This is a genomic window from Thioclava sp. F36-7 (assembly GCF_002020075.1).
Classification (GTDB): domain Bacteria; phylum Pseudomonadota; class Alphaproteobacteria; order Rhodobacterales; family Rhodobacteraceae; genus Thioclava; species Thioclava sediminum.
In genome coordinates, this window is sequence record NZ_MPZR01000010.1 from 86,583 (window position 1) to 111,339 (window position 24,757).

The 24,757-nt window shown below is 61.2% G+C and carries 22 protein-coding genes; 12 read left to right on the forward strand and 10 right to left on the reverse strand.

Annotation, left to right across the window (positions count from 1 at the left end; all coding sequences use genetic code 11):
- Positions 1 to 79 precede the first annotated feature (79 nt).
- From BMI89_RS17285 to mobC, 3 genes are read right to left on the reverse strand one after another with little or no spacing between them, the layout of a single operon-like run.
- A complete protein-coding gene (locus tag BMI89_RS17285; protein WP_078572071.1) occupies positions 80 to 2,035 on the reverse strand; it encodes a type IV secretory system conjugative DNA transfer family protein in 1,956 nt (651 codons plus the stop codon).
- Positions 2,028 to 4,376 carry a relaxase/mobilization nuclease domain-containing protein gene (locus BMI89_RS17290; protein WP_078572073.1) on the reverse strand — a complete coding sequence of 783 codons (2,349 nt, stop codon included), beginning with the start codon at positions 4,374 to 4,376 and terminating at the stop codon, positions 2,028 to 2,030. Before BMI89_RS17290 ends, BMI89_RS17285 begins: the two co-directional genes overlap by 8 nt.
- Entirely contained in the window at positions 4,363 to 4,950 is a 588-nt protein-coding gene (mobC, locus tag BMI89_RS17295; RefSeq protein ID WP_078572075.1) for a plasmid mobilization relaxosome protein MobC, read from the reverse strand. The genes BMI89_RS17290 and mobC overlap by 14 nt, the downstream gene beginning before the upstream one ends.
- A 552-nt stretch (positions 4,951 to 5,502) precedes the next feature.
- On the opposite strand from mobC, the gene BMI89_RS17300 reads away from it, so the two are divergent.
- From BMI89_RS17300 to BMI89_RS17340, 9 genes are all read left to right on the forward strand, one after another.
- Positions 5,503 to 6,222 (forward strand): division plane positioning ATPase MipZ, encoded by a 720-nt coding sequence (locus tag BMI89_RS17300; protein WP_078572077.1) that lies wholly within the window; start codon positions 5,503 to 5,505, stop codon positions 6,220 to 6,222.
- Between the two features lie 10 nt (positions 6,223 to 6,232).
- Positions 6,233 to 6,874 (forward strand): hypothetical protein, encoded by a 642-nt coding sequence (locus tag BMI89_RS17305; protein ID WP_057796707.1) that lies wholly within the window; start codon positions 6,233 to 6,235, stop codon positions 6,872 to 6,874.
- Between the two features lie 161 nt (positions 6,875 to 7,035).
- Positions 7,036 to 7,275 (forward strand): hypothetical protein, encoded by a 240-nt coding sequence (locus BMI89_RS17310; protein WP_038147482.1) that lies wholly within the window; start codon positions 7,036 to 7,038, stop codon positions 7,273 to 7,275.
- 120 nt (positions 7,276 to 7,395) lie between these two features.
- Positions 7,396 to 8,508: a Fic family protein gene (locus BMI89_RS17315; protein WP_078572079.1), complete on the forward strand. Its 1,113-nt coding sequence runs from the start codon at positions 7,396 to 7,398 to the stop codon at positions 8,506 to 8,508.
- Positions 8,509 to 8,795: 287 nt separating this feature from the next.
- Entirely contained in the window at positions 8,796 to 9,122 is a 327-nt protein-coding gene (locus tag BMI89_RS17320) for a hypothetical protein (RefSeq protein ID WP_007803312.1), read from the forward strand.
- The gene (locus BMI89_RS17325; protein WP_007803310.1) at positions 9,119 to 9,493 is read left to right on the forward strand and encodes a helix-turn-helix transcriptional regulator; all 375 of its coding nucleotides are present in this window, start codon (positions 9,119 to 9,121) and stop codon (positions 9,491 to 9,493) included. The genes BMI89_RS17320 and BMI89_RS17325 overlap by 4 nt, the downstream gene beginning before the upstream one ends.
- Positions 9,494 to 9,496: 3 nt before the next feature.
- The gene (locus BMI89_RS17330; protein WP_195903889.1) at positions 9,497 to 10,510 is read left to right on the forward strand and encodes an ImmA/IrrE family metallo-endopeptidase; all 1,014 of its coding nucleotides are present in this window, start codon (positions 9,497 to 9,499) and stop codon (positions 10,508 to 10,510) included.
- Positions 10,511 to 11,194, forward strand: a complete 684-nt coding sequence (locus BMI89_RS17335; protein WP_217626410.1) for a C1 family peptidase — start codon at positions 10,511 to 10,513, stop codon at positions 11,192 to 11,194.
- Positions 11,166 to 11,942: a hypothetical protein gene (locus tag BMI89_RS17340; RefSeq protein WP_234168053.1), complete on the forward strand. Its 777-nt coding sequence runs from the start codon at positions 11,166 to 11,168 to the stop codon at positions 11,940 to 11,942. Before BMI89_RS17335 ends, BMI89_RS17340 begins: the two co-directional genes overlap by 29 nt.
- Here the strand turns inward: BMI89_RS17340 and BMI89_RS17345 are convergent.
- The 6 genes from BMI89_RS17345 to BMI89_RS17370 form a co-directional block, all read right to left on the reverse strand.
- A complete protein-coding gene (locus tag BMI89_RS17345; protein WP_072704026.1) occupies positions 11,939 to 12,625 on the reverse strand; it encodes a uracil-DNA glycosylase in 687 nt (228 codons plus the stop codon). The genes BMI89_RS17340 and BMI89_RS17345 overlap by 4 nt on opposite strands.
- Positions 12,622 to 13,797, reverse strand: a complete 1,176-nt coding sequence (locus tag BMI89_RS17350) for a nucleoside triphosphate pyrophosphohydrolase family protein (protein ID WP_007803306.1) — start codon at positions 13,795 to 13,797, stop codon at positions 12,622 to 12,624. The genes BMI89_RS17345 and BMI89_RS17350 overlap by 4 nt, the downstream gene beginning before the upstream one ends.
- A 187-nt stretch (positions 13,798 to 13,984) precedes the next feature.
- Complete coding sequence (locus tag BMI89_RS17355) at positions 13,985 to 14,257, reverse strand: WGR domain-containing protein (RefSeq protein ID WP_007803304.1); 273 nt, start codon at positions 14,255 to 14,257, stop codon at positions 13,985 to 13,987.
- An 84-nt stretch (positions 14,258 to 14,341) separates the two neighbouring features.
- Positions 14,342 to 15,274, reverse strand: a complete 933-nt coding sequence (locus BMI89_RS17360; RefSeq protein WP_078572082.1) for a DUF2493 domain-containing protein — start codon at positions 15,272 to 15,274, stop codon at positions 14,342 to 14,344.
- Positions 15,275 to 15,638: 364 nt separating this feature from the next.
- The gene (locus BMI89_RS17365; RefSeq protein ID WP_078572084.1) at positions 15,639 to 16,670 is read right to left on the reverse strand and encodes a toprim domain-containing protein; all 1,032 of its coding nucleotides are present in this window, start codon (positions 16,668 to 16,670) and stop codon (positions 15,639 to 15,641) included.
- Between the two features lie 3 nt (positions 16,671 to 16,673).
- Positions 16,674 to 21,146 (reverse strand): strawberry notch family protein, encoded by a 4,473-nt coding sequence (locus tag BMI89_RS17370; protein ID WP_078572085.1) that lies wholly within the window; start codon positions 21,144 to 21,146, stop codon positions 16,674 to 16,676.
- 178 nt (positions 21,147 to 21,324) lie between these two features.
- On the opposite strand from BMI89_RS17370, the gene BMI89_RS17375 reads away from it, so the two are divergent.
- Positions 21,325 to 21,621, forward strand: coding sequence for a hypothetical protein (locus BMI89_RS17375; RefSeq protein ID WP_078572087.1), 297 nt, complete (start codon positions 21,325 to 21,327; stop codon positions 21,619 to 21,621).
- A gap of 266 nt (positions 21,622 to 21,887) precedes the next feature.
- Here the strand turns inward: BMI89_RS17375 and BMI89_RS17380 are convergent, their stop codons facing one another.
- The gene (locus BMI89_RS17380; protein ID WP_078572089.1) at positions 21,888 to 22,847 is read right to left on the reverse strand and encodes an IS481 family transposase; all 960 of its coding nucleotides are present in this window, start codon (positions 22,845 to 22,847) and stop codon (positions 21,888 to 21,890) included.
- 165 nt (positions 22,848 to 23,012) lie between these two features.
- Between BMI89_RS17380 and BMI89_RS17385 the strand changes: the two genes are divergently transcribed.
- Both BMI89_RS17385 and BMI89_RS17390 read left to right on the forward strand, forming a co-directional pair.
- Positions 23,013 to 23,825: a type IV toxin-antitoxin system AbiEi family antitoxin domain-containing protein gene (locus tag BMI89_RS17385; RefSeq protein ID WP_038070221.1), complete on the forward strand. Its 813-nt coding sequence runs from the start codon at positions 23,013 to 23,015 to the stop codon at positions 23,823 to 23,825.
- On the forward strand, positions 23,815 to 24,732 hold the full coding sequence (locus tag BMI89_RS17390) for a nucleotidyl transferase AbiEii/AbiGii toxin family protein (RefSeq protein ID WP_078572091.1): 918 nt from the start codon (positions 23,815 to 23,817) through the stop codon (positions 24,730 to 24,732). The genes BMI89_RS17385 and BMI89_RS17390 overlap by 11 nt, the downstream gene beginning before the upstream one ends.
- The last annotated feature ends 25 nt before the right edge of the window (positions 24,733 to 24,757 follow it).

Here is a 24,757-nt window from a genome sequence, read left to right on the forward strand (position 1 = left end):
CACTGCGCAGCGAGTCCGGAACTTTGGGCTCTTCAGTTACATTCGCCGCGAGGAGAATGAACGTCAACTCCTGCGAAACTCATCCGTGCTCCGCGATGATAGCTCTCGTTGTCTGAACTGCCGAAGCAAGCGTTGTCCGGTCTGTGTTCGTGATACCTAGGCCCTCAACATCAAGCGACAGTTGACCTTGGCCACCTCCGCTTGCAGCAGCACGAGCCGCGCGGCCGCGGGCCTTCGCTGCGCTGACAGGGTCAGTTTTCGATGCGTTAGGCACATTGTGGCCGACTTCCCGCGGTCCCGCAGCCGCCCGCACTTCCTGCAGTTCTTGCTTCAACCTCTCCACCGTTTCCCGGGTCTCAGACATCTGCCGATCCCGCCGCAGGCCGTCCTCGTCCGGATATGGGAAGCTTCCCGATTGACAGGCGTGCAGAACCTTCAACGCCGGGTCCTCGAAATACTTCACCCTTCTTGCCCGGATCGGCATCTGCGCGTCGATCACGAGGATGACCTCGTCGAGGTCCATGCGTCGGGCCTCATCCTCGGTCAGGAGCGGGGTATCTTCTGTCCTCTCCGAGACGCTGCGCCCTTCGAATGGATTGCGTCCAACAGCACGGGAGCGGGTCACCACACGCTTGGTGGTCTTGCCGACAGCCTGGCTCAATTCCTCGATGGTCTTCTGCTCGGACGGGGTGAGGTAGAGCTTTACCCCGGCGCCGCCCTGCAGCGACCTGCGGGTGTTTTCACCATAGATCTCGTCCAGCGCCGGGATCGTCTGGGTCACGATGGCGAGGTTGCCGCCGAAGGAGCGCAGCGTCTTGATGCTCTCGGCGACGATTGGCATCTTCCCGAGCCGGTCAAACTCGTCGAGCATGATCATCACCGGCCAGGGCTCGTCATCGCCGGGTTCCTGTGCTTGCAGCGAGGCGATCAGGTCCGAGAAGAAGAGGCGGATCAGCGGGGCAAGCGGGCGGATCATCTCGGATTCGACCGCAAGATAGATCGCATGTGGGCGACGGCGGATATCCCGGAAGGAAAAGTCAGAGGTCGCGGTGGCCGCGTCGATCGCGCGGTTGTCCCAGGTGTCGAGACCCGATGTCATGAGAAGCGAGAGGTAGGAGGTGAGGGTGTCGTTGTTGGTCGAGGCCATACGCTCGAAGATCAGTTTGGCCGAGGTGTTCTTCACCTCCTGCGAACGCTTCAGATATTCCTTCTGCTTGTCGCCCCCCGAGGCGGTGATGCGGTAGATCTCGCCGATGGTCGGCACGCCGCGCTCGAAGGCCAGAAGACCGGCCGCCACGAACAAGTCGATACCGCCTGCGAGAAGGCCGCTCAGCTTTTCGTTGTCGGTCTGCAGGAAGAGCTTCGCGGTGAGTTTAAGCTCCATCTGCTGCCGGTCGGGGTTGGTCATGGCAGCAATGCGCGCCAGCGGATTATAGCGATGTGTTGGTCGGTCCCAGTCGGTCGGCGCGAAGCGGAAAACCTTGTCCCCCATGCTGGCGCGGAAGCGCGAGGTCTCGCGGAAGTTCTCGCCTTTCACGTCGAGCACCACGGCGGAGCCCTTGTAGGTCAGCAGGTTCGGGATTACGAACCCCACGCCCTTGCCCCGGCCTGTAGGCGCCACGATCAGCGCGTGGGGGAAGGTTTTTGAGACTAGGAACGGGCGCCTGGATTTCGGGGAGCCAAGCTTGCCCAGAAGGAAGCCGCCACCGGGCTTGGCAAAGAAACCGTTCCTCTTCATCTCACCGCGGGTCTGCCAATGTGTCGTCCCGAAGCGGGTCAATGCATCCCCCAGAAGCGTGACGCTCAGCATCAGCGATGCCAGGCCGAAGCCGCCAAGGATGAGGTTCACCCAGAGGAAGTCTTTCGGTGCAGACTGAGACAGACCCCGATATTCGCGGGCAAGCAGGGTGACGTCGAAACGGGTGGGAGAAAGCCCATAGCGGAACATGACAAAGCCGGTCGCCACGACATAGCCCATGGCGAGACCGACCAGCACGAGGCTCAACACTCCTAGGGCAATCTTGCCTTTATCCATGGGTGATCCCCTTCTCGCCATCTGCCGCAGCGTGGCGTGCGCGCTGCGCCTCTATCTGTTCTTCCGCCAATGCATCGAGAACGCGCTCCATCGCCGGGCCGTGCGCAGTGACCTCGCTGCTCTGGAGATAGGTCTTGGCAAGTTCCAGCTGGCGCAGCGGATCCTCGGTGAATGTGTCCAGGACGTCCGCGTTACCGGCCCGCAGTGCGTCGATTGCGTCGTGGCTTAGTCGCTCGTTTATCTGCCGGACGATGTCCTGCTGCTCTGACTCGGAGAGCGGGCCCTCGACGTCGGCGTTTCGCACAAAGGCCATGACGGTTGGCGCTGTCTCTTCCAGATACCGGCGCTCGGCGTAGTCTTGTCGCGCCTGGTCCTCGATCTCGAAACTGCGCTCGCTGATATAGGCACGCGACGCGCCTAGCGAACGAAGGTGATTGATTTCGTCCTGGACGGCCTTCCCGAATTCATCATCCGGCATCTCCGTGCGATAGCGGGCGAGGGTGCGGAGCTCTTCGGCAATCGGACCGAGATGATCCGAAGGATCCCGCAAGGCGAGGTCCATGTCGCCAGCATGAAGCGTGCGGTCCTGCTCGGATACCGCATATTGCGGCGGCATTCGACTGTCGGTGATCTGTTCCCAGGCCATTGAGGCCAGTTCGGCATGTTGCGGCGATTTCTGCGCGTAGGCGTCGAACGCGGCGCGGGCCTCTTCAACCTCCACGGCACCTGCCCGCCGGACGGACGGGTCGTCGGAGAACGGATGATCGAAATCCGTCCGGCGGAACTGCGCCACCAGCGCTCTGAACGCCTGCCGCTCCGATGGGGCAAAGATGTCGGACCCATCTTGCGCGAGATCACTCCCAGGTGTCGTCAACCGCTCACCAAGCGCTGCCTCAGCGTCATCCACCTCGTCGACCTCGGTTGGCGCGCGCAGGACGCGTACGTCGGTCAGGACATCGCCCAACCGAACATGCACGGCTTCCAGCCGGTCGAGCGCGTCTTCCCGGTCCGCAGATTTCTCCAGATCGAGGTCGCTTGCTTTGGCAATCCCCTGCAGATCCTGGGCCAGCCACTGGCGCTCCAATGCGGCATTGCCTGCCCCCTCCCGCAGGCGCGCGGCCACAGCCTCGGCATCGATGCCCGTGCCTTGCAACGCCTCGGCCAGCTTTGGTGCCACCTCTCCATCGTCAAGACGCGCGAGGTGTTCTTCACTTAAGTTCGGCCTTGCATAGATGCTGTCCCGGGATGGGGCATCGACCAAGGCGGCGGAGCGATCCCCGAGCGGGTTCAAATGCGCGACCGAGGCCAGAACGTCGGTCAGCTTGCGCTCGATCACCGGCCTCTCGGCCGCCGGCGCCCTGTCGATCGCCGCCTCGATCTGGCGAATGTTCTGAGAAAACTCGGTGATCAGCGTGTCGAACGCTGCTTCGTCTTGGGACATGTAGATGGCTCCGTCAGATTGAATCTGACCGCCACTGGCAAGGATGGTGCTGGCCCGCTCGAGCGCTTCGGCCACGTCTTCGAAATTCGAGCGTGACGCCTCCGCCGCGAGCCCGCGATAGATCAGGGCATTCTGTCGGACAGTTTCCAAAGCGGCCGCCAGGTCAGCGCCGGTTCTCTGGCGCTCGACAGGGGGACGGCCCTCGTCGCGGGCCTTGTAGATTTCATCGATCTCGGCGCGGTAGGTCGTGACGCCGCGATCCAGACGGCGCGTCGCCTCAAGGCGGATCCCATGAACTTGGGCCGCCTCGACCATCGCCTCGCGAAAGGCGTCGTAGTTGAAGTGATGATCCTTCCCGAGAAAGAACATTTCGCCATCCTTGCTGCGGCGGTTCAGAACGATATGCGCATGTGGATGCGCGCGATCTTGGTGTATTGCAGCAATATAGTCGAATTGCGAGCCCTCACCTTGAAAGAACTTCTCGCAGACTGCCTGGGTGATATCGCGCACCTCTTCACCACTGGCCCCAACCGGGAATGCCATCAGCAGATGCGAGGTATGGCCAAGCTTGGGGCTGTAGCGCTCGTTCCACTGGTTCTCGAACCGCCGCGCCACTCGGTTGATCTCGGCTTCCGAGAGCTGCTTCTTCCCGTCATGGGTGCCGCGACTGTCGAGGATATGGGTCGACTTTGTCGTGAGATATGTGAGCTGCGCCCGTAGCTGCGCCCCGGTGTGACAGCCCCCTTTCGAGATAGCCTTGAAGATCGCTGGCGAATAGCCGCGCGCGGCCCGAACCATCTGCGCGCCCCTGGAAAGCCCCTGCCAGGATCCCGAAACCCGGCTCCAGTCGCGGTCAAATAGTGCCGGGTCGATGCCACGGACACGGTCACTCCGCGCCATTCTCATCCCTCTCGGCGAGGCCCGCCAGGGCAGAGCTGATCTCAAGGTCCAGCACGCTGCGCCGCCCACGCGACATCTCCTGGACCTGGTCGGCCATATCGAAGACCAGACCCGCAAGGGCGCGGACGTCACGGTGACTTGATGCCGGGTAGGACAGTCTCTCTCCCCGCACCTTGGCCTCGTTCAGACGTCGCGCGATCTGGTTCACGTTGTTGCCGACCCGGTTGAGCGCGGCGCCGAGGTTACGCAACTCGTCACACATCTCGTCGTCGGGCAGGAAGACACCTTCGGCCGCCAGCATCAGGCGGCGCATGGCATCCGAGCGGTGCACAATCCCGAGCCGCGACAGCGCCGCGTCGAACCGGCGCAGGTCGTCGTCCGAGACCCGGATCCCCACAACCCGCGATCGGCTGCCGTTCGCTGTCTGACGCTCACCCCAGTGGTTCACCACGTTGTAGATCGTCTTCAGGCTGACATCGTAGCGCGCGGCCAATGACGCCGCGGAGACGCCGTTCCGGCGCTCCTGGGCGATGGTCGATCGCTCGATCTCTGACAGTCTGCGGCGGCGGGGCATTTTGAAGTTAACGTTCCTATTTCTTGCCAACTTCGTACAAGCCCGCCGACTCCCAACGCAAGTGGAGTCGGCTATAAGGGCTTGTACTCAATGTAGAAAATCGCCCTGCAGGGGCGATTTCCCGTCCCTTGTCAAATGGATCGCGCTTCGCGCTCATTGCACCACGCGATGCGGTCCCCGCATCGCGCATCGCGTCTTTTGCACCCCGTCTCTTGCACCCCGCAAGACGGGTTTTGCTGCGTGCCAACCGTCTCGCGTCACCCGCAGAACGACATAGGCGAGACTGCCTCCCGTCGTCTGGAGCGCGCTATCCGTCACCTGCATTCCGTCCGCAGCACATCGCCAAGCGCATCCCGACATTTGGAGGGTGTGTGGTGCCCCGCGACGAATGCTGAAGGCGCCTCGGCAGACGTCGCACGGTCATCGCACAACGCCGCCCGCTGCATGCCAAACGCGGGTCGCATCCCGACTTCTGCTTGACCCCTCCGCCTCATGCCTTTAGCGACATTTTTGCATTATCGTTGCGATTCACTATTTTTGCGGAGGATCAGAATGCCGAACGAAAATCTTGTGGTGATCGCAGCGATGGCCCGGAAAGGGGGCAGTGGAAAAACGACGCTTTCGCGCGCCTTGATCAGCGCCGCGATCGCCGCCGGACGCAGAGTGATGTTGATCGACACGGACAGCACGAGGGTACTCGGGGCCTGGCATGCTCGGGCGGAAGCCGGTGGGCTGAGTTCGCCGCTTCTCTGTTCGGCCACCGTCGAAAGCGTGGCGGGTGTCGAGGATCAGATCGATCAGGTCTACATGGCAGGCACGGCAGACTTCATCTTCATCGATACCGCAGGGGTCGGGGCCGAATGGTCAGACGGCATCGCGGTGCTTGCGGACCACATTGTGACGCCCGTCATGCTGTCAACGTCTGATTTCGATGTCGGAGCGCAGACTTCTGATTGGTTTGAGAAACTGAAATCCCGTGTTGACGACCCCTCCAGCCTTCCGCGCCACCACGTCGTCCTCAACCTGGTCGACCCGAAAACGACCCGTGCTGACGCCGCCCTGATTGAAGAAGCGCTCACCCGTTTTCCGGTGATTGAGACCGTCATGATGCGACGAAACACTTACAAGGAGATGGATCAGAAGGGGCTTCTCCACGCCTTGGCGCTGGAAAAGCAATCTGATCCAAACCCTCTGATGCGCCCACATGTACGTCATGTCGTCGAGGCGCTCGAGGAGGCGACGGACATCCTCAACAATATTCTTGCTGCGTGAGGACAGTCGATTGCGCAAGAAGATCCCGACCATCACTAGGCCCGACCCAGCCTACGCCGCCACCCTGCAACAGGGTGACCGCGAGATTCCCGGGAAGGAAGATGAGGCACAGGTCACAGCAACAAAGACAGGCACCCCAGCCGCTGACGTTGACGCGGATCGGCACGGGTCAGAGCTTGTGCCGGAAGGTGCCGTGGCGCCGCACCAAGTCACCGCGAAAAGCTCAGACCCGCATACCAGCCTGAGAGCTCCCGTATCGGCGCGCGCTTTGAGCCCCACCCGGAAGATCGACATCAGGGTCAACGCACTCGAACGACAGGAAGCAGCGCTGCAGGCTTGTGGTGTCGAGCCAGCACATGTGGTGCGCGCCGCCCTGCGCCGTGCAGTCAAAGGCTGGCAACTGTCGCCGGTCTTCGCGCCAATCGCGGAGGAGCGGCGCACTCGAAACACGCAGTGGCAGGCCCGTACATCTCTGGCAGTAGATGCGGCCAGCCTGGGTGTCCTCCTCCGGGACCACGACCCCCTCGACGTCTTGAGTAAATGGGCCCTGATCCGTGGCCAGATGGAACCACGCATATGGAGCGAGATCGACAAAATCTTGGAAGAAATTGCGGTTCGCGCTGCATCACCGCATGAACCGCACGCACCGTAAGAGACCTATCTGAAAAGATAACTTGCATTTCGCCGGTGGATTTTCGCCCACCGGCCGAAGCTCGCCTTGCAGTTGCGGAAAGCGTGGCGCTAATGAGCGTCATAGGGAATTTCAGACCTCAGTGGTGACGAGTTACGAGGTCCATTTTGGAGGAACGCATTATGAACACGAAGCCCCGCCTGACTGGCGAACCGATCATGCGCATCCTCTGCAAGACATCTGAAAATCTGGTTGGCTACCTTTACCAATGGAACAATGGTGACGTGCAGCCTGCCTGGTTCGACGGTGCCATGGCGGACGTTCGCTATGAGCCATTCATTCCAGCGCCGGAACAGAACCCTGTCGATCCAAAGATCCCCAGACCGCGTCAGCAAGATCTGACGCACCTTGAAAAGGCCTAGCTCAAGGTCTCGCGTCGGTTTGTGGGCCACCCCATCCCGCAGGTCCTTTGAGCGATAGAGTTGACTTCTATGCCTCAGAAGTGATCTAGATGTGAGTTATAGAAAGGATGTCTATAACTCATGGCTTGGAACTGGACGCTGCCTGATTGGCCGGATTTCCGGTATGACGCCTCCGCTCTGGAGCCGTTTGAGCAGTCGTTCCTGCTGTCGTCCGGAGAAATCCTCGGCGCGGTCCATCATGTCAGCCAGCCGGAGCGCGAGCAACTCCGCATCGAACTGCTCAGCGAGGAAGCGATGCAGACGAGCGCCATCGAGGGTGAAATCCTCGATCGGCTCAGTGTCCAGTCTTCGCTGCGCCGCCACCTGGGCCTCGATCCGGACAGCTACCCTGCCAAACCGCGCGAACAGGGCGTCGCGGAAATGATGGTCGACGTCTATTCCAGTTTTGCAGAGCCGCTGACCCACGAGACACTGTACCGCTGGCATCGGATGCTCCTGTCCCATGACCGTCGGTTGGAAACCATCGGGGCCTACCGACAACACGCCGAGGCGATGCAAATCGTTTCCGGCCGCCTTGACCGGCCCACGATCCATTTCGAAGCGCCTCCCTCGGAGCGGGTCATGCCTGAGATGGAGCGATACGCGGATTGGTACAACAAGACCGGGCCGGGGGGAGCAGAGCCGCTTCCAGCGCTGACGCGCGCAGGGCTAAGCCACCTCTATTTCGAGAGCATCCATCCCTTCGAAGACGGCAACGGACGCTTGGGTCGCGCCCTCGCTGAAAAGTCGCTGGCGCAGAACATTGGCCAGCCGACCCTCATCTCGCTCGCCTTCACCATCGAGAAGGAGCGCAAGGCATACTACGACCAGCTCGAGCAGCATCAAAAAACGCTCGACGTGACCGATTGGCTCGTCTGGTTCGCGGAAGTTGTCTTGAAGGCGCAACAGGCAACACTCGACCGCGTCGGCTTCTTCATCAGCAAGGCACACTTCTACGATCGTCACAGAGACCAGTTGAACGAACGACAGGCCAAGGCCATCGCTCGAATGTTTCGGGAAGGCCCTGGCGGTTTCAAAGGCGGCCTCAGCGCCGACAACTACCTCAAGATCACCGGAACCTCACGCGCGACCGCGACCCGCGATCTGCAGGATCTGGTCGAGAAGGGCGTGCTCGCTCGAACCGGCAAGCGGCGGCACACGCGATACTGGTTGAAACTCGACTGGAGTGAATAAAAATTGCATGAAAACAACAATTTATCAAAAATCCGATAATTCGTTTTATGTAACATGATCCGAGACTTGAGCTCACGTTGGTGGGCTTGGGAACGCGCCCGACACACTTCGTCACAACCGGTGCTTGTCCGGCAAATCTTTGTTTCCGCAGCACAGATACCCCTTTGGTCGCATCCCGGAAAAGCTCGGGATGACTCAAGCCTGCCCGAAAGCGAATGGTGAACGGTCTTGCGTGTTGGATTTTCCGACATTATATTGAGAGCAAGACAGCTATTCGGACATGGACGATGCAAACGACCACCAAGACGAAACTGTTTCCGAAGCAGGATCTGGAACTTGTGCTTCGTGACGAGCTCATGCTCGCGGCGGAGGCTGAAGCCAGCATGCACGGAATTGTACTGCCCGCATCATCTGGGGTGGCGGCAGTCGCACCTGTACCGATGGACTCTCTTGTAGTTGTGGAGCTCTTGTGCGCGGTCGAACCAGTGCTTGGCTTTACGCCGGCGGATGCGACGGTACGCACTGGCGGATACAACTCGGTGCAAGACGCATTGGATCACTTAATCCCGCGGCTGGAACAGCAGTGGAAGAAGAAGAATGGAGTGTCAGCATGAGCGTCGCCAAGCGGACCAACGACGATGACCAAGAAGCTCGGCAGGAGATGGGGGAGCGGCTGCGGGAAGCACGTCGGTATTTGGGTCTAAAGCAAGACGAGGTGGCCCAGTACCTCAAGATCCAGAGAACCGCGTTGTCTGAGATCGAGGCCGGAAACCGCCGTGTCGAGGCTCTGGAGTTGAACCGGCTCGCGAAGCTGTATCGACAACCGGTCGCGTATTTCATCGGAGAAGACGATGCAGCTGGGAGTTTGCCGGTAGATGTAGCGCACCTTGCACGACAAGCCGCAGACTTGTCTCGGCAAGACCGGGATGAACTGGGGCGTTTTGCCGAGTACTTGCGCGCCCGCTCGGCCGCAACCCAGGAGTAACCAGTGGTTTCCAATTATTCGCAGGCAGTTCGCGGCGGAGCAGCTGCGGCGGCTCGAGCACACCGGCAACTAGGCGTGCGAGAGCGGCTCGAAACGTCAGGCGGTTCAGTCAACGTTTTTGCTCTCATCAATGAACTTGACGTGCCTTTGCTTCTACGGCCGCTCGACGGCTTGCTCGGAGCATATCTTAATGCCCCATCGCAAGGGATTCTCGTCACCACTCAGCGCCCCATGAGTATCCAGCGATTTACGGCCGCACATGAGCTCGGCCATTGTCTTCTGAACCATCAACCCAGCCTCGACGATGAAGCAAGTATCCTCCGTCGAATGCCAGCCAATTTCGATCCGGGCCACGACTATCAAGAAGTCGAAGCCGACGCTTTCGCAGTCGCGTTTCTCATGCCCAAATGGCTGCTCGCCCTACATATGAGGCGGCAGAATTGGACTGTGCCAGACTTTCGACGCGCAAACGTGATTTACCAGTTCAGTCTGCGACTTGGGGTGAGCTACGAGGCGTTGTGCTGGACCCTGGTTCGGTACAGGATGATTGCTGCGAAGCAGGCCCGCGAGCTTTTGCAGACAAAGCCAAAGGCGTTGAAAGAAGCTCTTCTCGCTGATCATCGACCGACAAACTACCGGGGCGATGTATGGCTACTTACCGAACGCGACGCTGGAGCGCTGATTGATGGCAGTCGTAACGATCTATTCGTCCTCAAGCTCACCGAGCACAGCAATGGAGGATACCTCTGGAACATCCATCAATTGCAGGAGAGCGGATTCGCCATCGTCAGTAATGAAATCGAAGCGATCGAAACAGACAGCGTCGGTGATCCTGGAATACGACGCGTCACGGCAATGCCTCCGGAAGAGTACCGAGGTCGCCTTGTGTTGGATGAAACACGACCCTGGGATCACAATCAGAGCTTCTCCAGGCTCGAGTTGGACCTCGACCTGACAGGCCCCGAAGGTGAAGGCCTTTCACGTGCTGAGCGGCGAAGACTCCTGGAGGCCGCTTGAGTGACAGTGACGATAAACGTAGATTTACGGGCGAAATTTGGGCCCGTCAGGGATCAAGGTGCGCGACCAACTTGCTTGGCGTTTGCCGCCAGCGACGCCCATGCTGCATTGCGCAGCGGCTGGGATCCTCTGTCATGTGAGTTCGCCTTCTACCATGCACAAAAACGTACCGGGCGCTCTCCAAATAAGGGAGCATTTCTCGACGACATGTTGGCCACGCTTCGCGATACCGGCCAGCCATCGGAAAGTGGATGGCCGTACATTCCGCGTTTGCCCACGGACCTGAGGCACTATCGCCCCCCATCATCCGTCGGAAATTTATTTGGGCGCGAAGGTCAGAAGACCAGTCACGAAGTCGATCGAGTTTGCGATGCGTTGGATTCCAACGTCCCTGCTATTGTTCTTTCAGTCCTGACGAGAAGTTTCTTTAATCCGCCATCGGATGGAGTCATCGACCAAATCACCGGTGACGAAGTTTTTCCGGCGCCGCGACATGCCGTTATCGCGGTCGGCTATGGGGAAGCGGCGACGAAACGTGTCATTCTGGTGCGAAATAGCTGGGGACCAACCTGGGGTTTGAGCGGGTATGCTTGGCTAACTGAGGATTTTCTGGCTAAGCACATGTATGCCTTGGCAATATTGACGGACGAATGCGATGTATCTGGCCATTCCGCCACAGCCTGATTGTGTAAGAACTTGGCGCGAAGCGGTTCGTTGCGTTGATAGCGAACCCGGACATGAGGCGCACAACGTCCTGATGTCTGTTGATGACCCGACCGCCGGGGCAAAGTTGAGCGACGCGAGCGTCAATGCCGTCAATGAATTCTTGCTACGGCACGACAAATCCGTCCGAACCATCGCCAACACGATCTTTCCGGAGGCGCTCTATCACAGATATGGTGCCCCGGAATTCTTCGACCGGTTTCGCGACCGAGTTCTGCCCACGGTACGACGCAACGAAAGATGGTCAGGATATTATTTCGAGCGGATGGTCGATTGGCCCGGCGCCCCGGCCGGCAATCCGCTTTGGGACATCGTCACGCGTATGAGGGACCCGACGGTCAGGGCAAGGAACAAATTTGAGCTTGCTCTTTTCGATCCTGCTCGCGACGTTGATCGTTCCCCTTACGGCGGACAGTGCCTCAGTTTTCTCAGCTTCAAACTGTTGGCAGGGAATCCGGAGACGCTCACACTCACAGCGATCTACCGGAACCACTACTATGTCGAAAAGCTACTCGGAAACTTGGTTGGTCTCGGCCAGTTGATGTCGTTTGTGGCCACTGAAGCTGGACTCAATATTGGATCCCTGACCGTGCTGTCGTCACATGCGACAATCGACCTGCCACGATCAACCTGCGGGGGGACTACAACACGCGGCGAGCTTCGAGCACTCCTTGACGAGATTGATGGTCTGTCTGCAGCCAATACCTAGGCAAACTCAGCGAAAGGCAGAGTTGCCGTTTCCGGTCGCCGGGCCGAACTTGAGAGATTGTATATTGCCTCGATGCCCGCAATGAACTCACTTTGCCCACCATAGCTCGGATGGCGGACCTGAGATACAGGAAGGTCCAAATCTGCTAGAGCTTCTCCCGCATCACGCCCAATTGCCACCAAGCGTTTAGGTTGAAGCATCTCCAGGAGTGCCAACAGAAATGGCCAGGTTGCCGAACGCTCCGTTTTGCGATGTGAGCGGTTGGTCATGGGATCATCTGGCGCGTGCGGGTGAAGCGGAAACACATTCCACAGCATTACTGGCCTGCCAATTGACGAAAGAAGCTGCCAAGTGACTGTCGCCGTACGTTCGGCAAGTGCCGGTCCTGTCGTGGCCCGAGCAAGGGTTATTCCGCCAAACAGATGTTCAGCTTCCGTGAGATGTGCTTCGTCGGTCAAGGGTACTCCGGTACGCCGTCCCCCCCGGTACCCGAGGTCCCTTGCTATCCAGATAGTATCAGCACGGGCATTCATCGCGGCCTCAAGACACCGCTTCAGGTTCTCGCGTCGAGCGCGCGCAGCATCGACGGTATCGTGAATGGGGCAGATGTCGCTGTACGGATTAAAGGTGTTCACCAAATCGACAGCGGCAAGTTCTTCGACAAAGGATTCTGGAGTGTTCATGTCAACGGCTCGATGTTTAGCCGCCGCTCTACGGCATCTAGGATAACAGTTCCACGGCGATGTTCACGCAGATAGCGAAATGCTGCGTATCCTTGCAGGATGGCCTCTTCCCACAGCCAGGTCGGACAGTTCTCGGCTTCGTAGCCGCGAACGAACTGTCTGACCTGCTTCAATAGGTCGAACGGCAACTCCCCGGCCTTCAGGTCTTGAAAGAAATCCATCTCCATGGCCTGTCCGAAAATCCAAGTCGCGATCCCCTCCTCGATCAATGCGGCGCGGGCTCCGTCTTGGGCCTCGTCGATCTTTGGCCGACTCTTACGTTTCAACCGAAAAAGGGAACGAGTGACCGGCGACCAGCCAAGGATAGCGACGTAGGCATAGTGGAAGACATCATGGAACCTGTAGTCATCCGGTGTCATAGCGTTGTCCGTCAGTCGATCCCCGATGTTGAGGCCGTTGCAGGTCTGGAAGACGTAGCGTTTGCCACCAACCTCCCGTTCAAAGATGTTGATCTTGAGGTTTCTGGGCAGCTGTTCTTCCGGGGGCAAGTCCGCATCGAAGAAGGGCGGGTATGCCTTCTGGATGGGCCATCGGTCTGTCGTCTTTGCTCGATTCTTGATGGCCGCAGCTTCCAGCGTGACGCCCGCTTCATTGGCCGCGCGAATGAGTATCTCGAGAATCGCGACAAGTCGGGGTCCGAGACGTCGGCGATCCCTTTGGAGCTCGTTGTTCGATTGATCGGCCATAAGAAGCCCGGTTGCAGCCGCCAACTCGATGAGGGTTGCTTCGAAAGCCGGTGACGGTGACTGTCCAGCAGTCAGTACAGACGGCTGCAAAGCCTCAAAGGTGAGCGGCACACCCGTTGCGGATAGCCAGTTCTCGCTATCGCTGGCAAGGTTGGTGACAATATCGGCGAACGAGATTTCTGCCCTAGCAGCAACTAGGTTGAAGTACCAAAGTACGTCGCCGAGTTCCTCTGTAACCGCAGCCGCGTAGGCGCGATAGGAGATCGGGTCTCTCTGCTTCTTCTTCACTTCAGAGAGAAGGCTCCCGACCTCTCCAAAGAGGCCAAGCAAAGGGAAGTTGAGGGAATCCGCGTCCCGCCGAAGGTCCGTCGCAAGCGCATCCGTTGAGAAATCCTGCACTGACAATGGAATGAAATCGTCTGACATCTGTCCTCCAAATGTGTGATAGCTGAATGCGAGGCCACCTATATCTTGTATCTGTCATTTGAATCGATTGCGGTCAGTCCGGCAAGAAAAAGTGACTTTGCGCTCATCAGACTTTCCAAGAACCGAAGCTAGGCACACCGAACGGCAAGGGCTGGAGCAATCAGAAAGCGGTCTTCTGGTGCGCGGATCACATCTTGGATGACGACTGGTACCCACGCCGCTTCTTCGTCGCCGACAGCTTCATCAGGGCGTTGACCGCCCTGCCCTCGTCATCGTGTTGCTCGATCAGCATCTGGCCACGGTAACCGATCCGACCCCATTCCCGCACCAGGCTCACGCCGCCAAACAGGTCTTGCTGAACGCTCATTCGATAGAAACGCCGCATGTTGAGAGACGGGTCGATCCGCTTGAGATCGACTGTCGTCGGGAACACCTCCATTTGCTGCGCTTCATCGAACATTTTGCGGTCACCTCGTCTGCGACAACGATACCAAGTGTATGTCCGTGTTTCCACAATGTTCTCTCCCGAACAGGGAAAGGGGGCTCACGCCCCCTTCTCGAACTTCATGACCGGGATGCCGAGCTTCTTCGCCTTGTCGGCGAGGTTTTCCTGGATACCGGTTCCGGGAAAGACGAGGACCCCGACCGGGAGCACATCGAGCATCGCATCGTTTCGTTTGAAGGGCGCGGCCTTGGCGTGCTTGGTCCAGTCAGGCTTGAAGGCGACCTGCGTCACGCCCCGGGCCTCGGCCCATTTGGCGGCGATGAGTTCTGCACCTTTGGGGCTGCCACCGTGCAGAAGGACCATGTCGGGATATTTGGTCCGGACCTGGTCGAGCTTACCCCAGATCAGGCGGTGATCGTTGAAATCGGTCCCGCCGGTGAGGGCGACCTTGGGGCCGGCGGGAAGCATCACCTCGGTTTCGGCGCGGCGCTTGGCGGCGAGGAAGTCGCGGCTGTCGATCAGGGCGGCGGTCATGTGCTGGCGGTTCACCATCGAGCCGGTGCGGGGGCGCCAGGTGGATCCTGTGTGCTGAACGAACTCGGATGCGGCGTGATCGCGCATCATGTCCATGCAGTTGCGCCGTTCGACGAGGGTCAGGCCTTCGGCCGTCAGGCGCTCGAGTTCGACGGATTTCACCTCGGAGCCGTCCTGCTCGCGCTGGAGGCGGCGCTGCGCCTGCTCGTTGTCATCGAGTGACCGCTCGATCCGTGCCGTGGCGCGGTGGAAGAGGTTGACCTGGCCCCAGAGCACCTCTTCGAGGTCGGGTTCCATACGGGTGTCTTCCAGGGTCGCAACGAGGGCGTCGAAGATGTCCGCGACGGCGACGGCGAGGCGCTGCCCATCGGGCATCGGGCGCGGATCGGGCTCGTCAAAGGGGCGATAGCCATAGAGCTGGAGCTCGTCGAGCGCATGGGCGGTCTGGGATGCGCTATGGGCGGGTTCATACGCGTCGTTGTGGGTGTGGATCGTCATCGGTTTCTTGCCTCCGGGCCTGTCTCGTCCGCGCGTCATCCCGCGCGGCCTTCATGGGCAGACCCGAGCCGTCGGGGCGGTTGCCCCTTCACCCCGGCTTCACCGGGGCCGGAACAGCGTGGAGGAGGTCGGCAGGGAAGCTATTTGTCTCGCGATGCAAAGGCGGCTTTGCCGCCGGCGGAAATAGGTTCCCTGCCGACCTTGCAGGGGCAACCGCTTTGACGGCCTGCCCATCTCTTGAAGGCCGCGCAGGGCTGACGGGTGGATGCGCAAGGCCCGGGATGGGGTGAGGACGACGATCCAGAGCCACGACTGGGATGCTGCCCCCTGCCCCGCGCTCCCAGCCCCCCCTGCGCGATGCAGCTCAGCTGGGCAGGCGATGCCGATCCTCTGGCCCGATCTGACCTGCCAGATGCTGGCGCAGTGCGTCCTTGCCGTTCGCCCGAAGATCATCGTTGAAATCCCCGAGCCGCGGTTCCAGCACCCGCACGCGCACCCCGACCTCGGAGGCTCTGGCGCTCAACCTCCCTGCCGCGCGCTGCCCGGCCGGATCGCGATCGATCGCGATGTAGAGGCGCTTCAGCCCCTCTGGCAGCAGGACCGCCCCGAGGTGACCCGAAGAGAGCGCCGCCCAGACGGGCAGACCTGGGATTGCCTCGGACAGGGACAGCATGGTCTCGATGCCTTCGCCAACGACGAGGATGTCATCCTGCGGGGTCAGCCTGACAGCATTGCCGAGGAGGTGACCCATAGCCCGACGCTCTGGATTCACTGCCGCCTTCCCCTGTCCGTCAGGCGCCAACCAGGTGCGATGCACGCCCTGCACGGCCCCTGCCCCATCGGTAACCGCCGCGATCATCGCCGGTCTGGGGATGCTCCGGGTCTGCCCCTCTTCCCGATGCCAGCACTTCGGGTGGAAGCGTAAGGCGCCTTTCGCCCCGAAGTGGGTGATGCCACGGGAACGGAGGTAGGTCTCCGCAAGCGTGCCTGTGATCGGGTTCGAGGCAGCAAACAAGCGCGCCGCCGCCGCAGGAGTGCCACCGGGCGCCTTGGCCTTCCTCGGCTCTTGCCTATCCGGGACGACCGGCTGCGGACGGCCAAGATGCGCTCGGGCCTCGGCGAGAAGGTCGGGGAAGCGCGTGATCCCCGTCCGGGCGCGGATGATGTCCAAGAGATCGCCATGCTCGCCTGTGGCCCCATCCGTAAACTTGCCCGCTGCCCCTGGCCCCGACGTGGGCCCGGTCAACCGCACGAAGAGCGAGCGGCCAGGATTGTTTTGCAGGTCACCCACGATCCAGTAGGATCCTTCCCGTCGTCCGGCGGGAAGGTAGGCACGACAAACGCCTTCGGCATTTTCTGCCAGATCGCGCACGAGGTCTTCGGTCTCGGAATACATGGGTTAACAACCTCCGCGATCATGTAGCCTTGCGACAGGACAACGTGCAAGCAGACGATCCAGTATCTCGACACCATCGGCGTCGGTCGGGCAGAACAGCCGAAGCTTCCAACTGATGATCTCCGAGAAGAAGCCATCGGCCTTGAGCCGATCCTTGGCTGCCTCCGAGAAGCCCGACAGTTCGATCCGGTTCGCGCCCATGACGCGCGAGCGGTGCAATTCCATCCCTTCCGACAGGCGCACCACGGTCTTGCCCTCCAGAACGAGGGCATGGACCTGTGCGGCCGAGAGCTTGGGCGCATCGGCGGCCAGCGTGGTCGCGACCCAGGCAGGCGAGACGCGGCGGCCGATGATGCGCTGCCCGTCATCGGTCTGCAGGCGGTAGACGCGAGTTTCATCCTGGGGAAGCTGCTTCCAGATCGGCAGCAGCAGACCTCCCACGATGTGCAGCGTGGAGTCCGAAAACTCCGGCACCTCGGCCAGTTCCGCAGTCCACGCCGCTGTGAAGGCCGCGCGGTCGGCCTCGAGCCAGTGGGTGTCCTCCATGATCTTTGCCGGGACTGTGCTGGCATCGGTCGGGCGGATCAGGCGCAGGCGCGGCTCGATGGTCCCATCTTCCAGCATGTGACTGGTGGCGGGAACCTGCACGGCAGCCCGGCCCGAGCGGCTGTTGACCAGAAGCCGCGCCTGCAGGTCATCCAGCCATTCGAGCGCATCGGCCAGCGAGGTAGGCGTGTTGCGGCGCTTTTCCGCGATGGTCAGCAGCTGGGTTTCCGCGCCGGAGCCCGGATGGGTGTAGATGACCTGTACGTCGGTCACCCGGAAGCTCTCGGCACGGAGTGTCTCGAGCCCGAGATCATAGACCCCGGCGGCGATGGCGCCCTCAATTCTCTGATCGAGCAGCTCCTCGAAACCCGCGAACAGCACGGCCTGCATGTCGATCGTCAGCGCCAGCAGGCGATTGAGGAAGGTCGTGATCGGCGGCAGGTCATCCTTCAGCCCGTTGTCATCGGTCAGGCTGAGCCCGGTCGCATCCTCGAAAGCCCCGAGCGAACATCCGGCCAGATCGCCGCGATAGATGCGGCGGTAAAGCTGGCGCAGGGCGTCGCGGGCGTAGGGCGACTCGAGGTTGTCTTCGGGCCGGAACAGCCCTTGCCCGCCGGTCTGGCGCTGGCCACGCGTTATAGCGCCAAGCGTGTCGAGACGTCGCGCAATGGTCGACAGGAACCGCTTCTCCGCTTTGACATCGGTGGCCACCGGCCGGAACAGCGGCGGCTGCGCCTGGTTTGTCCGGTTGGTGCGGCCCAAACCTTGAATCGCCGCGTCTGCTTTCCAGCCGGGTTCCAAGAGGTAGTGGACCCGCAGGCGCTGGTTCTTCGCCCCGAGATCGGCGTGATAGCTGCGCCCGGTGCCGCCGGCATCTGAGAAGATCAGGATACGCTTTTCGTCATCCATGAAGGCTTGGGTCTCCGTGAGGTTCGCGGCTCCGGCCCGGTTCTCCACCACGAGCCGTGCCGAATGCCCTTCGCCCTTCCGCACGATGCGCCGCGAGCGCCCTGTGACTTCGGCCACGAGATCGGTGCCGAAGCGCTGGACGATCTGGTCGAGTGCACCCGGCACGGGCGGAAGCGAAGCCAGTTTCTCAATCAGCGCGTCACGACGCCGGACGGCTTCGCGGCACTCCACCGGTTGGCCGTCGCGCGTGACGGGGCGCGACGAGAGGTTGCCCTCGCTGTCAGTGAAAGGCTCGTAGAGCTGGACCGGGAAAGTATGGGCGAGGTAGTCTAGGACATACTCCCTGGGAGTGATGTCACAGCGGATATCGTCCCATTCGTCGGTTGGGATCTCCGACAGGCGGCGCTCCATGAGCGCCTCGCCCGTCGAGACGATCTGGATGACGGCGGCATGGCCTGCCGCCAGATCCCCCTCGATGCTGGAAATCAGCGTGGGGGTCTTCATCGAGGTGAGCAAATGGCCGAAGAAACGCTGCTTGGCGCTCTCGAAAGCCGACCGCGCGGCGGATTTCGCCTGACGGTTCAGCGTGCCCGACCCGCTCGGCCCGTCGGCCGCGCCGGAAATGTTCGCTGCTTCCAGCGCTGCGGTCAGGTTATTGTGGATGATGGCGAAGGCCCCGGCGTAGGCATCGTAGATGCCGCGCTGCTCGGGCGTGAGCGCATGTTCCAGCATCTCGTATTCGACACCGTCATAGGACAGCGACCGCGCCGTATAGAGGCCGAGCGCCCGGAGGTCGCGGGCCAGCACCTCCATCGCCGCGACACCGCCAGCCTCGATGGCTTCCACGAATTCCGACCGGGTCGCGAAGGGGAGTGAAAGATGGTGCCCCAAAGGGGCAGGCGAAGCTCCAGTGGAGCTTTGCCAATCCTGAACGCCCGGAGCGCAAGCGAAGGGGCCCCCGCCCCAAAGTCCGAGACGCTGAGCATAGGCGAGGTTGTGGACCGTCGTCGCGCCCGTGGCCGAGACATAGACTACGCGGGCATTCGGAAGTTTGTGCTGCAGGCGCAGACCCGCCCTGCCCTGCTGCGAGGCCATGGTATCGCCCCGCTCGCCTTTGCCGCCGGCCGCATTCGCCATGGCATGGCTTTCGTCAAAGAGGATCACCCCATCGAAATCCGCCCCGAGCCAGTCGACGATCTGGTCGACGCGGGATTTCTTGGCACCCCGTTCTTCCGAGCGCAGCGTCGCATAGGTGGTGAAGAGGATGCCCTCGGTCAGAGGGATTTCGCGCCCTTGTGCGAAACGCGACAGCGGCGTCACCAGAAGCCGCTCCTGGCCAAGCGCCGACCAGTCGCGCTGCGCGTCCTCGAGGAGCTTGTCGCTTTTCGATATCCAGAGCGCCTTGCGGCGGCCTTGGCACCAGTTGTCGAGCAGGATCCCAGCCGACTGGCGGCCCTTGCCCGCGCCGGTGCCATCACCGAGGAAGAAACCCCGGCGGAAGCGGACGGCGTCAGCGGCATCGTCGGGCGCGGCCGAGACCATGTCGCCGGTCTCATCGACGATCCAAGACCCTGCGAGATATGCGCCATGCGCCTCCCCCGCGTAGATGACGGTCTCGAGCTGCGCGTCGGACAGCAGGCCGTCGCGCAGGATGGTCGCCGGAAGCTTGGGGCGATAGGAGGTTTTCGGAGGTGCGACAGAGGCCATGGCCGCCGATTGCACAAGCTTGGTCGGGTGCGATGCGGCGTCTGGGATGTCGATAGCCTGCAGACGGAAGGTCTCGTAGATCGCGTCGGACAGCCGTGCGGCGTCTTCGTCCTCGGCGGCGTCGCGGAGTGCGTAGTTTAGTTCCTCGGCCTCGATCGGTGTGTCTGATTTCGCCGGTTGAGCCGCAGAGGTCGCGCGCGATCGGTTGACGGGCTTGCATGTTGTGGGGGCAGGATTTCCCGGGAAGAGGGGAGAGTGGCCCAGACCCGCATTTGCGGCCCGTTCCATCTCGAGGCGCGGCGGAACCTCGGCAGTGACCCGGGACATCAGATGTGCCACGTCCGGGGATGTGGGTTGGCGCAGGTCTGCGGTGATGCCTCCCGGCTCGCCGCCGCGGCATTTATCGAAGACAGAAATCCGCGTCTCGAAGCTGGTGCCGTGCTTGGCGAAAGCTGCGCCCGACACCGCGCCGGTGAAGATGAGATGGGCCGTCTCGGTCAGACGGCCGAAGGTCTCGGCCCAGGCCGGCGCATCCGGCGCGAAACCGGCTCCGGTGATGGCGACGAGCCGTCCGCCGGGGGCCAGACGCGCGAGGGCCGAGCGCAGATGCCGGGCCGTCGCCTTGGTCGACCGACCATCGACATTGGCTTGGGCCGAGAAGGGCGGGTTCATCAGGATGACGCTCGGGCTTGAGGAGGCGTCGAGATGATCGTCGATCTGCGCGGCATCAAACCCCGTGACCGGTCGGCCCGGGAACAGCAAGCGAAGAAGGTCGGCGCGGGTGTCCGCCAACTCGTTCAGCGCGAGGCTGCCGCCCGCGATCTCTGCGAGGATCGCCAGAAGCCCGGTTCCGGCGGACGGCTCGAGGACGAGATCGAAGGGCGTGATCTGTGCTGCCGCCAGTGCGGCGAGCCCCATGGGCATGGGCGTGCTGAATTGCTGAAAGCGCTCCATATCTTCCGACCGCCGGGTGTGCGTGGGCAAGAGGTCAGCCACCTTGGTCAGGATCGGCAACAGCGCCGCAGGCGAGCCGGCCCGGGTCAGCAGCGCACGGCCGAACTTCCGCAAGAACAAGACCAACGCCACCTCGCCTGCCTCATAAGCGAGCTTCCAGTCCCAGGCACCGGTCGCATCGGAACCGCCAAAGGCGCGCGCCATCTCGAAGCGCAGGCGCAGCGCGTCGATCTGAAGCCCTTGCGCCAGATCGGGCTGCAGCGCTTCGGCAACAGCAACGATCGCAGAGGCAGGATTTGCTGCCAACGAGACAATGGGCGCAGGCAAGGACGCCTGCGCAACAGGGGCAAGATGGGTCATCGGGAAACTCCGGAATGAAGGACAGGATCAGGCCCGGACACCCTCTCTCGGGCAGCCTCGGACCTGATCTTTCCCGGCCCCTCTCTCCCTCTCGCACCAAGGTGTTCCCGACGCTTGGCTTGATTTTGTTCTTGTTATGTTCTATGCTCAGAGCCAAGCCAGAAAGGGGGGTTCCACCATGGAAAGCACCAAGCACGCCCTGCCCGTAACGCCCAATCAGATTGCCTATGCGCGGTCGCTCGCCCTGCGCAACCGGACGCTCCTGCCCTGGGAGGTTCAGCAAGACCGGCGATCTTTGAGCGCCTGGATCGAGGCTCAGGCCCGGCTGAAGCCGGTATCGGACATGGACCGGCTGCCCACGTCCAAGCAGGTAGCCTTCGCTGAGAAACTCGCCCAGATCAAACGGCGCGCCGTTCCGGACGAATGCTTCCGCGACAAGCGGCTCATGTCCAAGTGGATCGACGGGAATAAGTGAGCACCGCACCGGCTAGTGACGCTCTGTGCGATCGTCCAGCTTTTTGCCACATCATAGTTTGGCAAACCGAGCGCAGCTGCCAACCTGTAGGTTGGCAGACTGGCCCTTCGGGACATCAGCCTCGGTCAAGCTCCTGTCCGAAGGACCAAGGTCTGGTTCCGGCGGCACGCCGGGATGTGCACCGCTGCGACCTTCGGTAACCACCGCAAGTCGTAGCCGTCTCTCAACCCAGCGTCTTCAGATCTCCCTCCCCTTGGGGCTAGTCCCTAGGTGTTCAGTCCCGGCATCTGGTGGATCGGGTTCAAGATGAATCTGTCCGGCTCTGATGTCCAGATCTTGCAGATGTATTCGTAGGGTGTGAGCCCGTTGAGGGTCTTGAGCCGGCGCGCGAAGTTGTATGCTGCCATGAAGTCCGAGAGGTGCGTTTGCAGCTGATCATGGCTTTCGTAGTGGAAGCGTTTGACGGTGGCCTCCTTGATCGTGCGGTTCATCCGCTCGACCTGTCCGTTGGTCCAGGGATGGTTGGGTTTGGTCAGCCGGTGCTCAATCCCGTTGGCCTCACAGATCATGTCGAAACGCATGGGCCGAGAATAAGCAGTGTTCCGGTTCCGAGGCTGCTCAGCGAACTGAATGCCATTGTCGGTGAGGACAGTGTGAACCTGATATGGCACGGCTTCGAGCATGTGTTGCAGGAACTCCCAGGCCGTCTTCCTGTCTGCTTTCTCGACGAGCTGGGTCACCGCAAACTTGCTCGTGCGGTCGATGCCAACGAACAGGAAGAGCTTTCCTTCAGCAGTCTGCACTTCGGCAATGTCTATGTGGAAGAAGCCGATCGGGTAGCGTTTGAACTTCGACCGCCTCGGTTTGTCGCCCTCGACGTCAGGCAAGCGTGAGATACCATGCCGCTGTAGACAGCGGTGCAGCGCCGAGCGTGTCAGGTGCGGGATAGACGGCTGAAGGGCATAGAGGCAGTCATCAAGCGGCAGCAGCGTGTGGCGCCGAAACGCGACGATGGCCGCCTCCTCAGCCTCCGTGAGGACCGTCGAACGTGGCTCCTTTGGGCCGGTCTTGAGATCATCGACCGTCTGCCGTTTACGCCACTTCGCAACCGTCTTTGGGTTGATCCCTAACTCCCGGCTCAGCGTCGCGAGCGAAGCTTGCGATCGCTGTATTGCTGCTCTGACGGCGTGCGTGGTCGTGGCGCTTCCGTGACGAACCTGTCCCATAGGGCATCCTTCCATTCCTTCGAAAGGATCACACCATCAAACCGTGGGATCAAACACCCTAAGTTCTTTGGAAATGGTGAGATAGGAGCGTCCATAACGCAGGAAAAGCATTTTCATCAAAGAAAACTGTAGATGTATCTTTGAAAATCTGTCACTTTAGGTATCATGGACACCGCAAGGTCACAGAATCTGAAGAAAGTGCTCGATGCCGTACCCGCCGGGTATCTGGTCGACGCGGCATGGCTCGTCTCGCAGGGCATCGCCTATGAGAGCTTCCGTGACTATGTGAAACGCGGCTGGCTGGAGCGCATCGCACGCGGTGTCTTCCGCCGACCAGTCCCGAATATGCAGGCGTCCAACAGCATCGACTGGAAGACCTGCATCCTTTCGATGCAACATATAATGGGTCATGATCTGCATGTCGGGAGCACAACGGCACTCGGTGAACAAGGACATGCCCATTACCTCCGCCTGGGGGAAAGCGCTCCAGTCTGGGTCTATGGGGACAAGGTCCCGAACTGGCTGATCAAACTGCCGACGGATGCCCCTTTCAGTATCCGCCCCCGTTCCTTGTTCACCGATCCGAAGCTGGGCGTGATCGAGGGCAAGAATTCTGGCCTGCCATGGGACTGGGGTCTGACGATGTCGACGCCGGAGCGCGCAATCCTGGAAGCCATGGACGAGTTGCCCCACCATGAGAGTTTCCACACGCTCGACATGGTCTTCGAGAGCCTGACAACCCTGCGCCCAAGGCTGATTTCCGACCTCCTGCAAGCGTGCCAGAAAATCAAGGTCAAGCGCCTGTTCTTCGTCTTCGCGGACCGCCACGATCATCCCTGGCGCAAACGGATCGACCCGCAGGCATTCGACCTCGGCAGCGGCGACCGAGCCTTGATCCAGGGCGGCAAGATCCACCCGCGCTATCGGATCATGGTGCCAGAAGAATTCGTGAAACCGGAGGCCGAAAATGGCGCGTGAGACCTATGAAGCCCAGGTTGCGCTCCTGGTGCGCGTCCTGCCCAATGTCGCGGGCGAAAGCGTCTTCGCGCTCAAGGGCGGGACGGCCATCAACCTCTTCCACCGCGACCTGCCTCGGCTGTCGGTCGACATCGACCTGACCTACCTGCCAATCAAGGAACGCGCCGAGAGCCTGGACGAGATCAACGCCGCGATGGATCGCATCGCGGCTTCCATCGAGACCGGAATCCGAGGCGCGAAATCTCAGCGCATCCAAGGGGGCGGCGGCGGAGCCACCCGGCTCCTGGCGCGCCTCGGGAATGCCGAGATCAAGATCGAAACCTCGCCCGTGACCCGGGGCGTAGTCCACGACCCGGAAGTCCGGACCGTATCTGCCGCCGTGGAGGATGCCTATGGCTATGCCGAAATGCAGATCGTCTCGTTCGAGGACCTGTTCGCGGGAAAGCTGCACGCCGCCCTGGACAGGCAGCATCCCCGGGATCTCTACGACGTCACACTCCTCTACGAAAACGAGAGCCTGACGCAGGACCTGTTCCACACCTTCCTGATCTATGTCGCCAGTTCGCCGCGACCGGCGCATGAGCTGCTCGATCCGAACCTGATCGATCTCGAGCAACCCTACGCGCGGGAATTCGAAGGCATGACCAGAACACCCGTCCCGCTCGCTACGCTTTTGGCGACGCGCCTCAAGTTGGTCGCCGATCTGCAATCGAGGCTCGATGACAAGGCGAGGCAGTTCCTCCTGACGCTTCAGGACGGCGAGCCTGACTTCGCGGCGATCGACCGTTCGCAGGCCGCTGACCTACCGGCCGTGAAGTGGAAACTTCTCAACCTGAACAAACTGAAGCGCGACAACCCCGAAAAGCACGCAGCGCAGCGCGACGCCTTGTTGAAGCTCCTGGGTTGAGCCACGGCCATCACCGTCGTGAGGG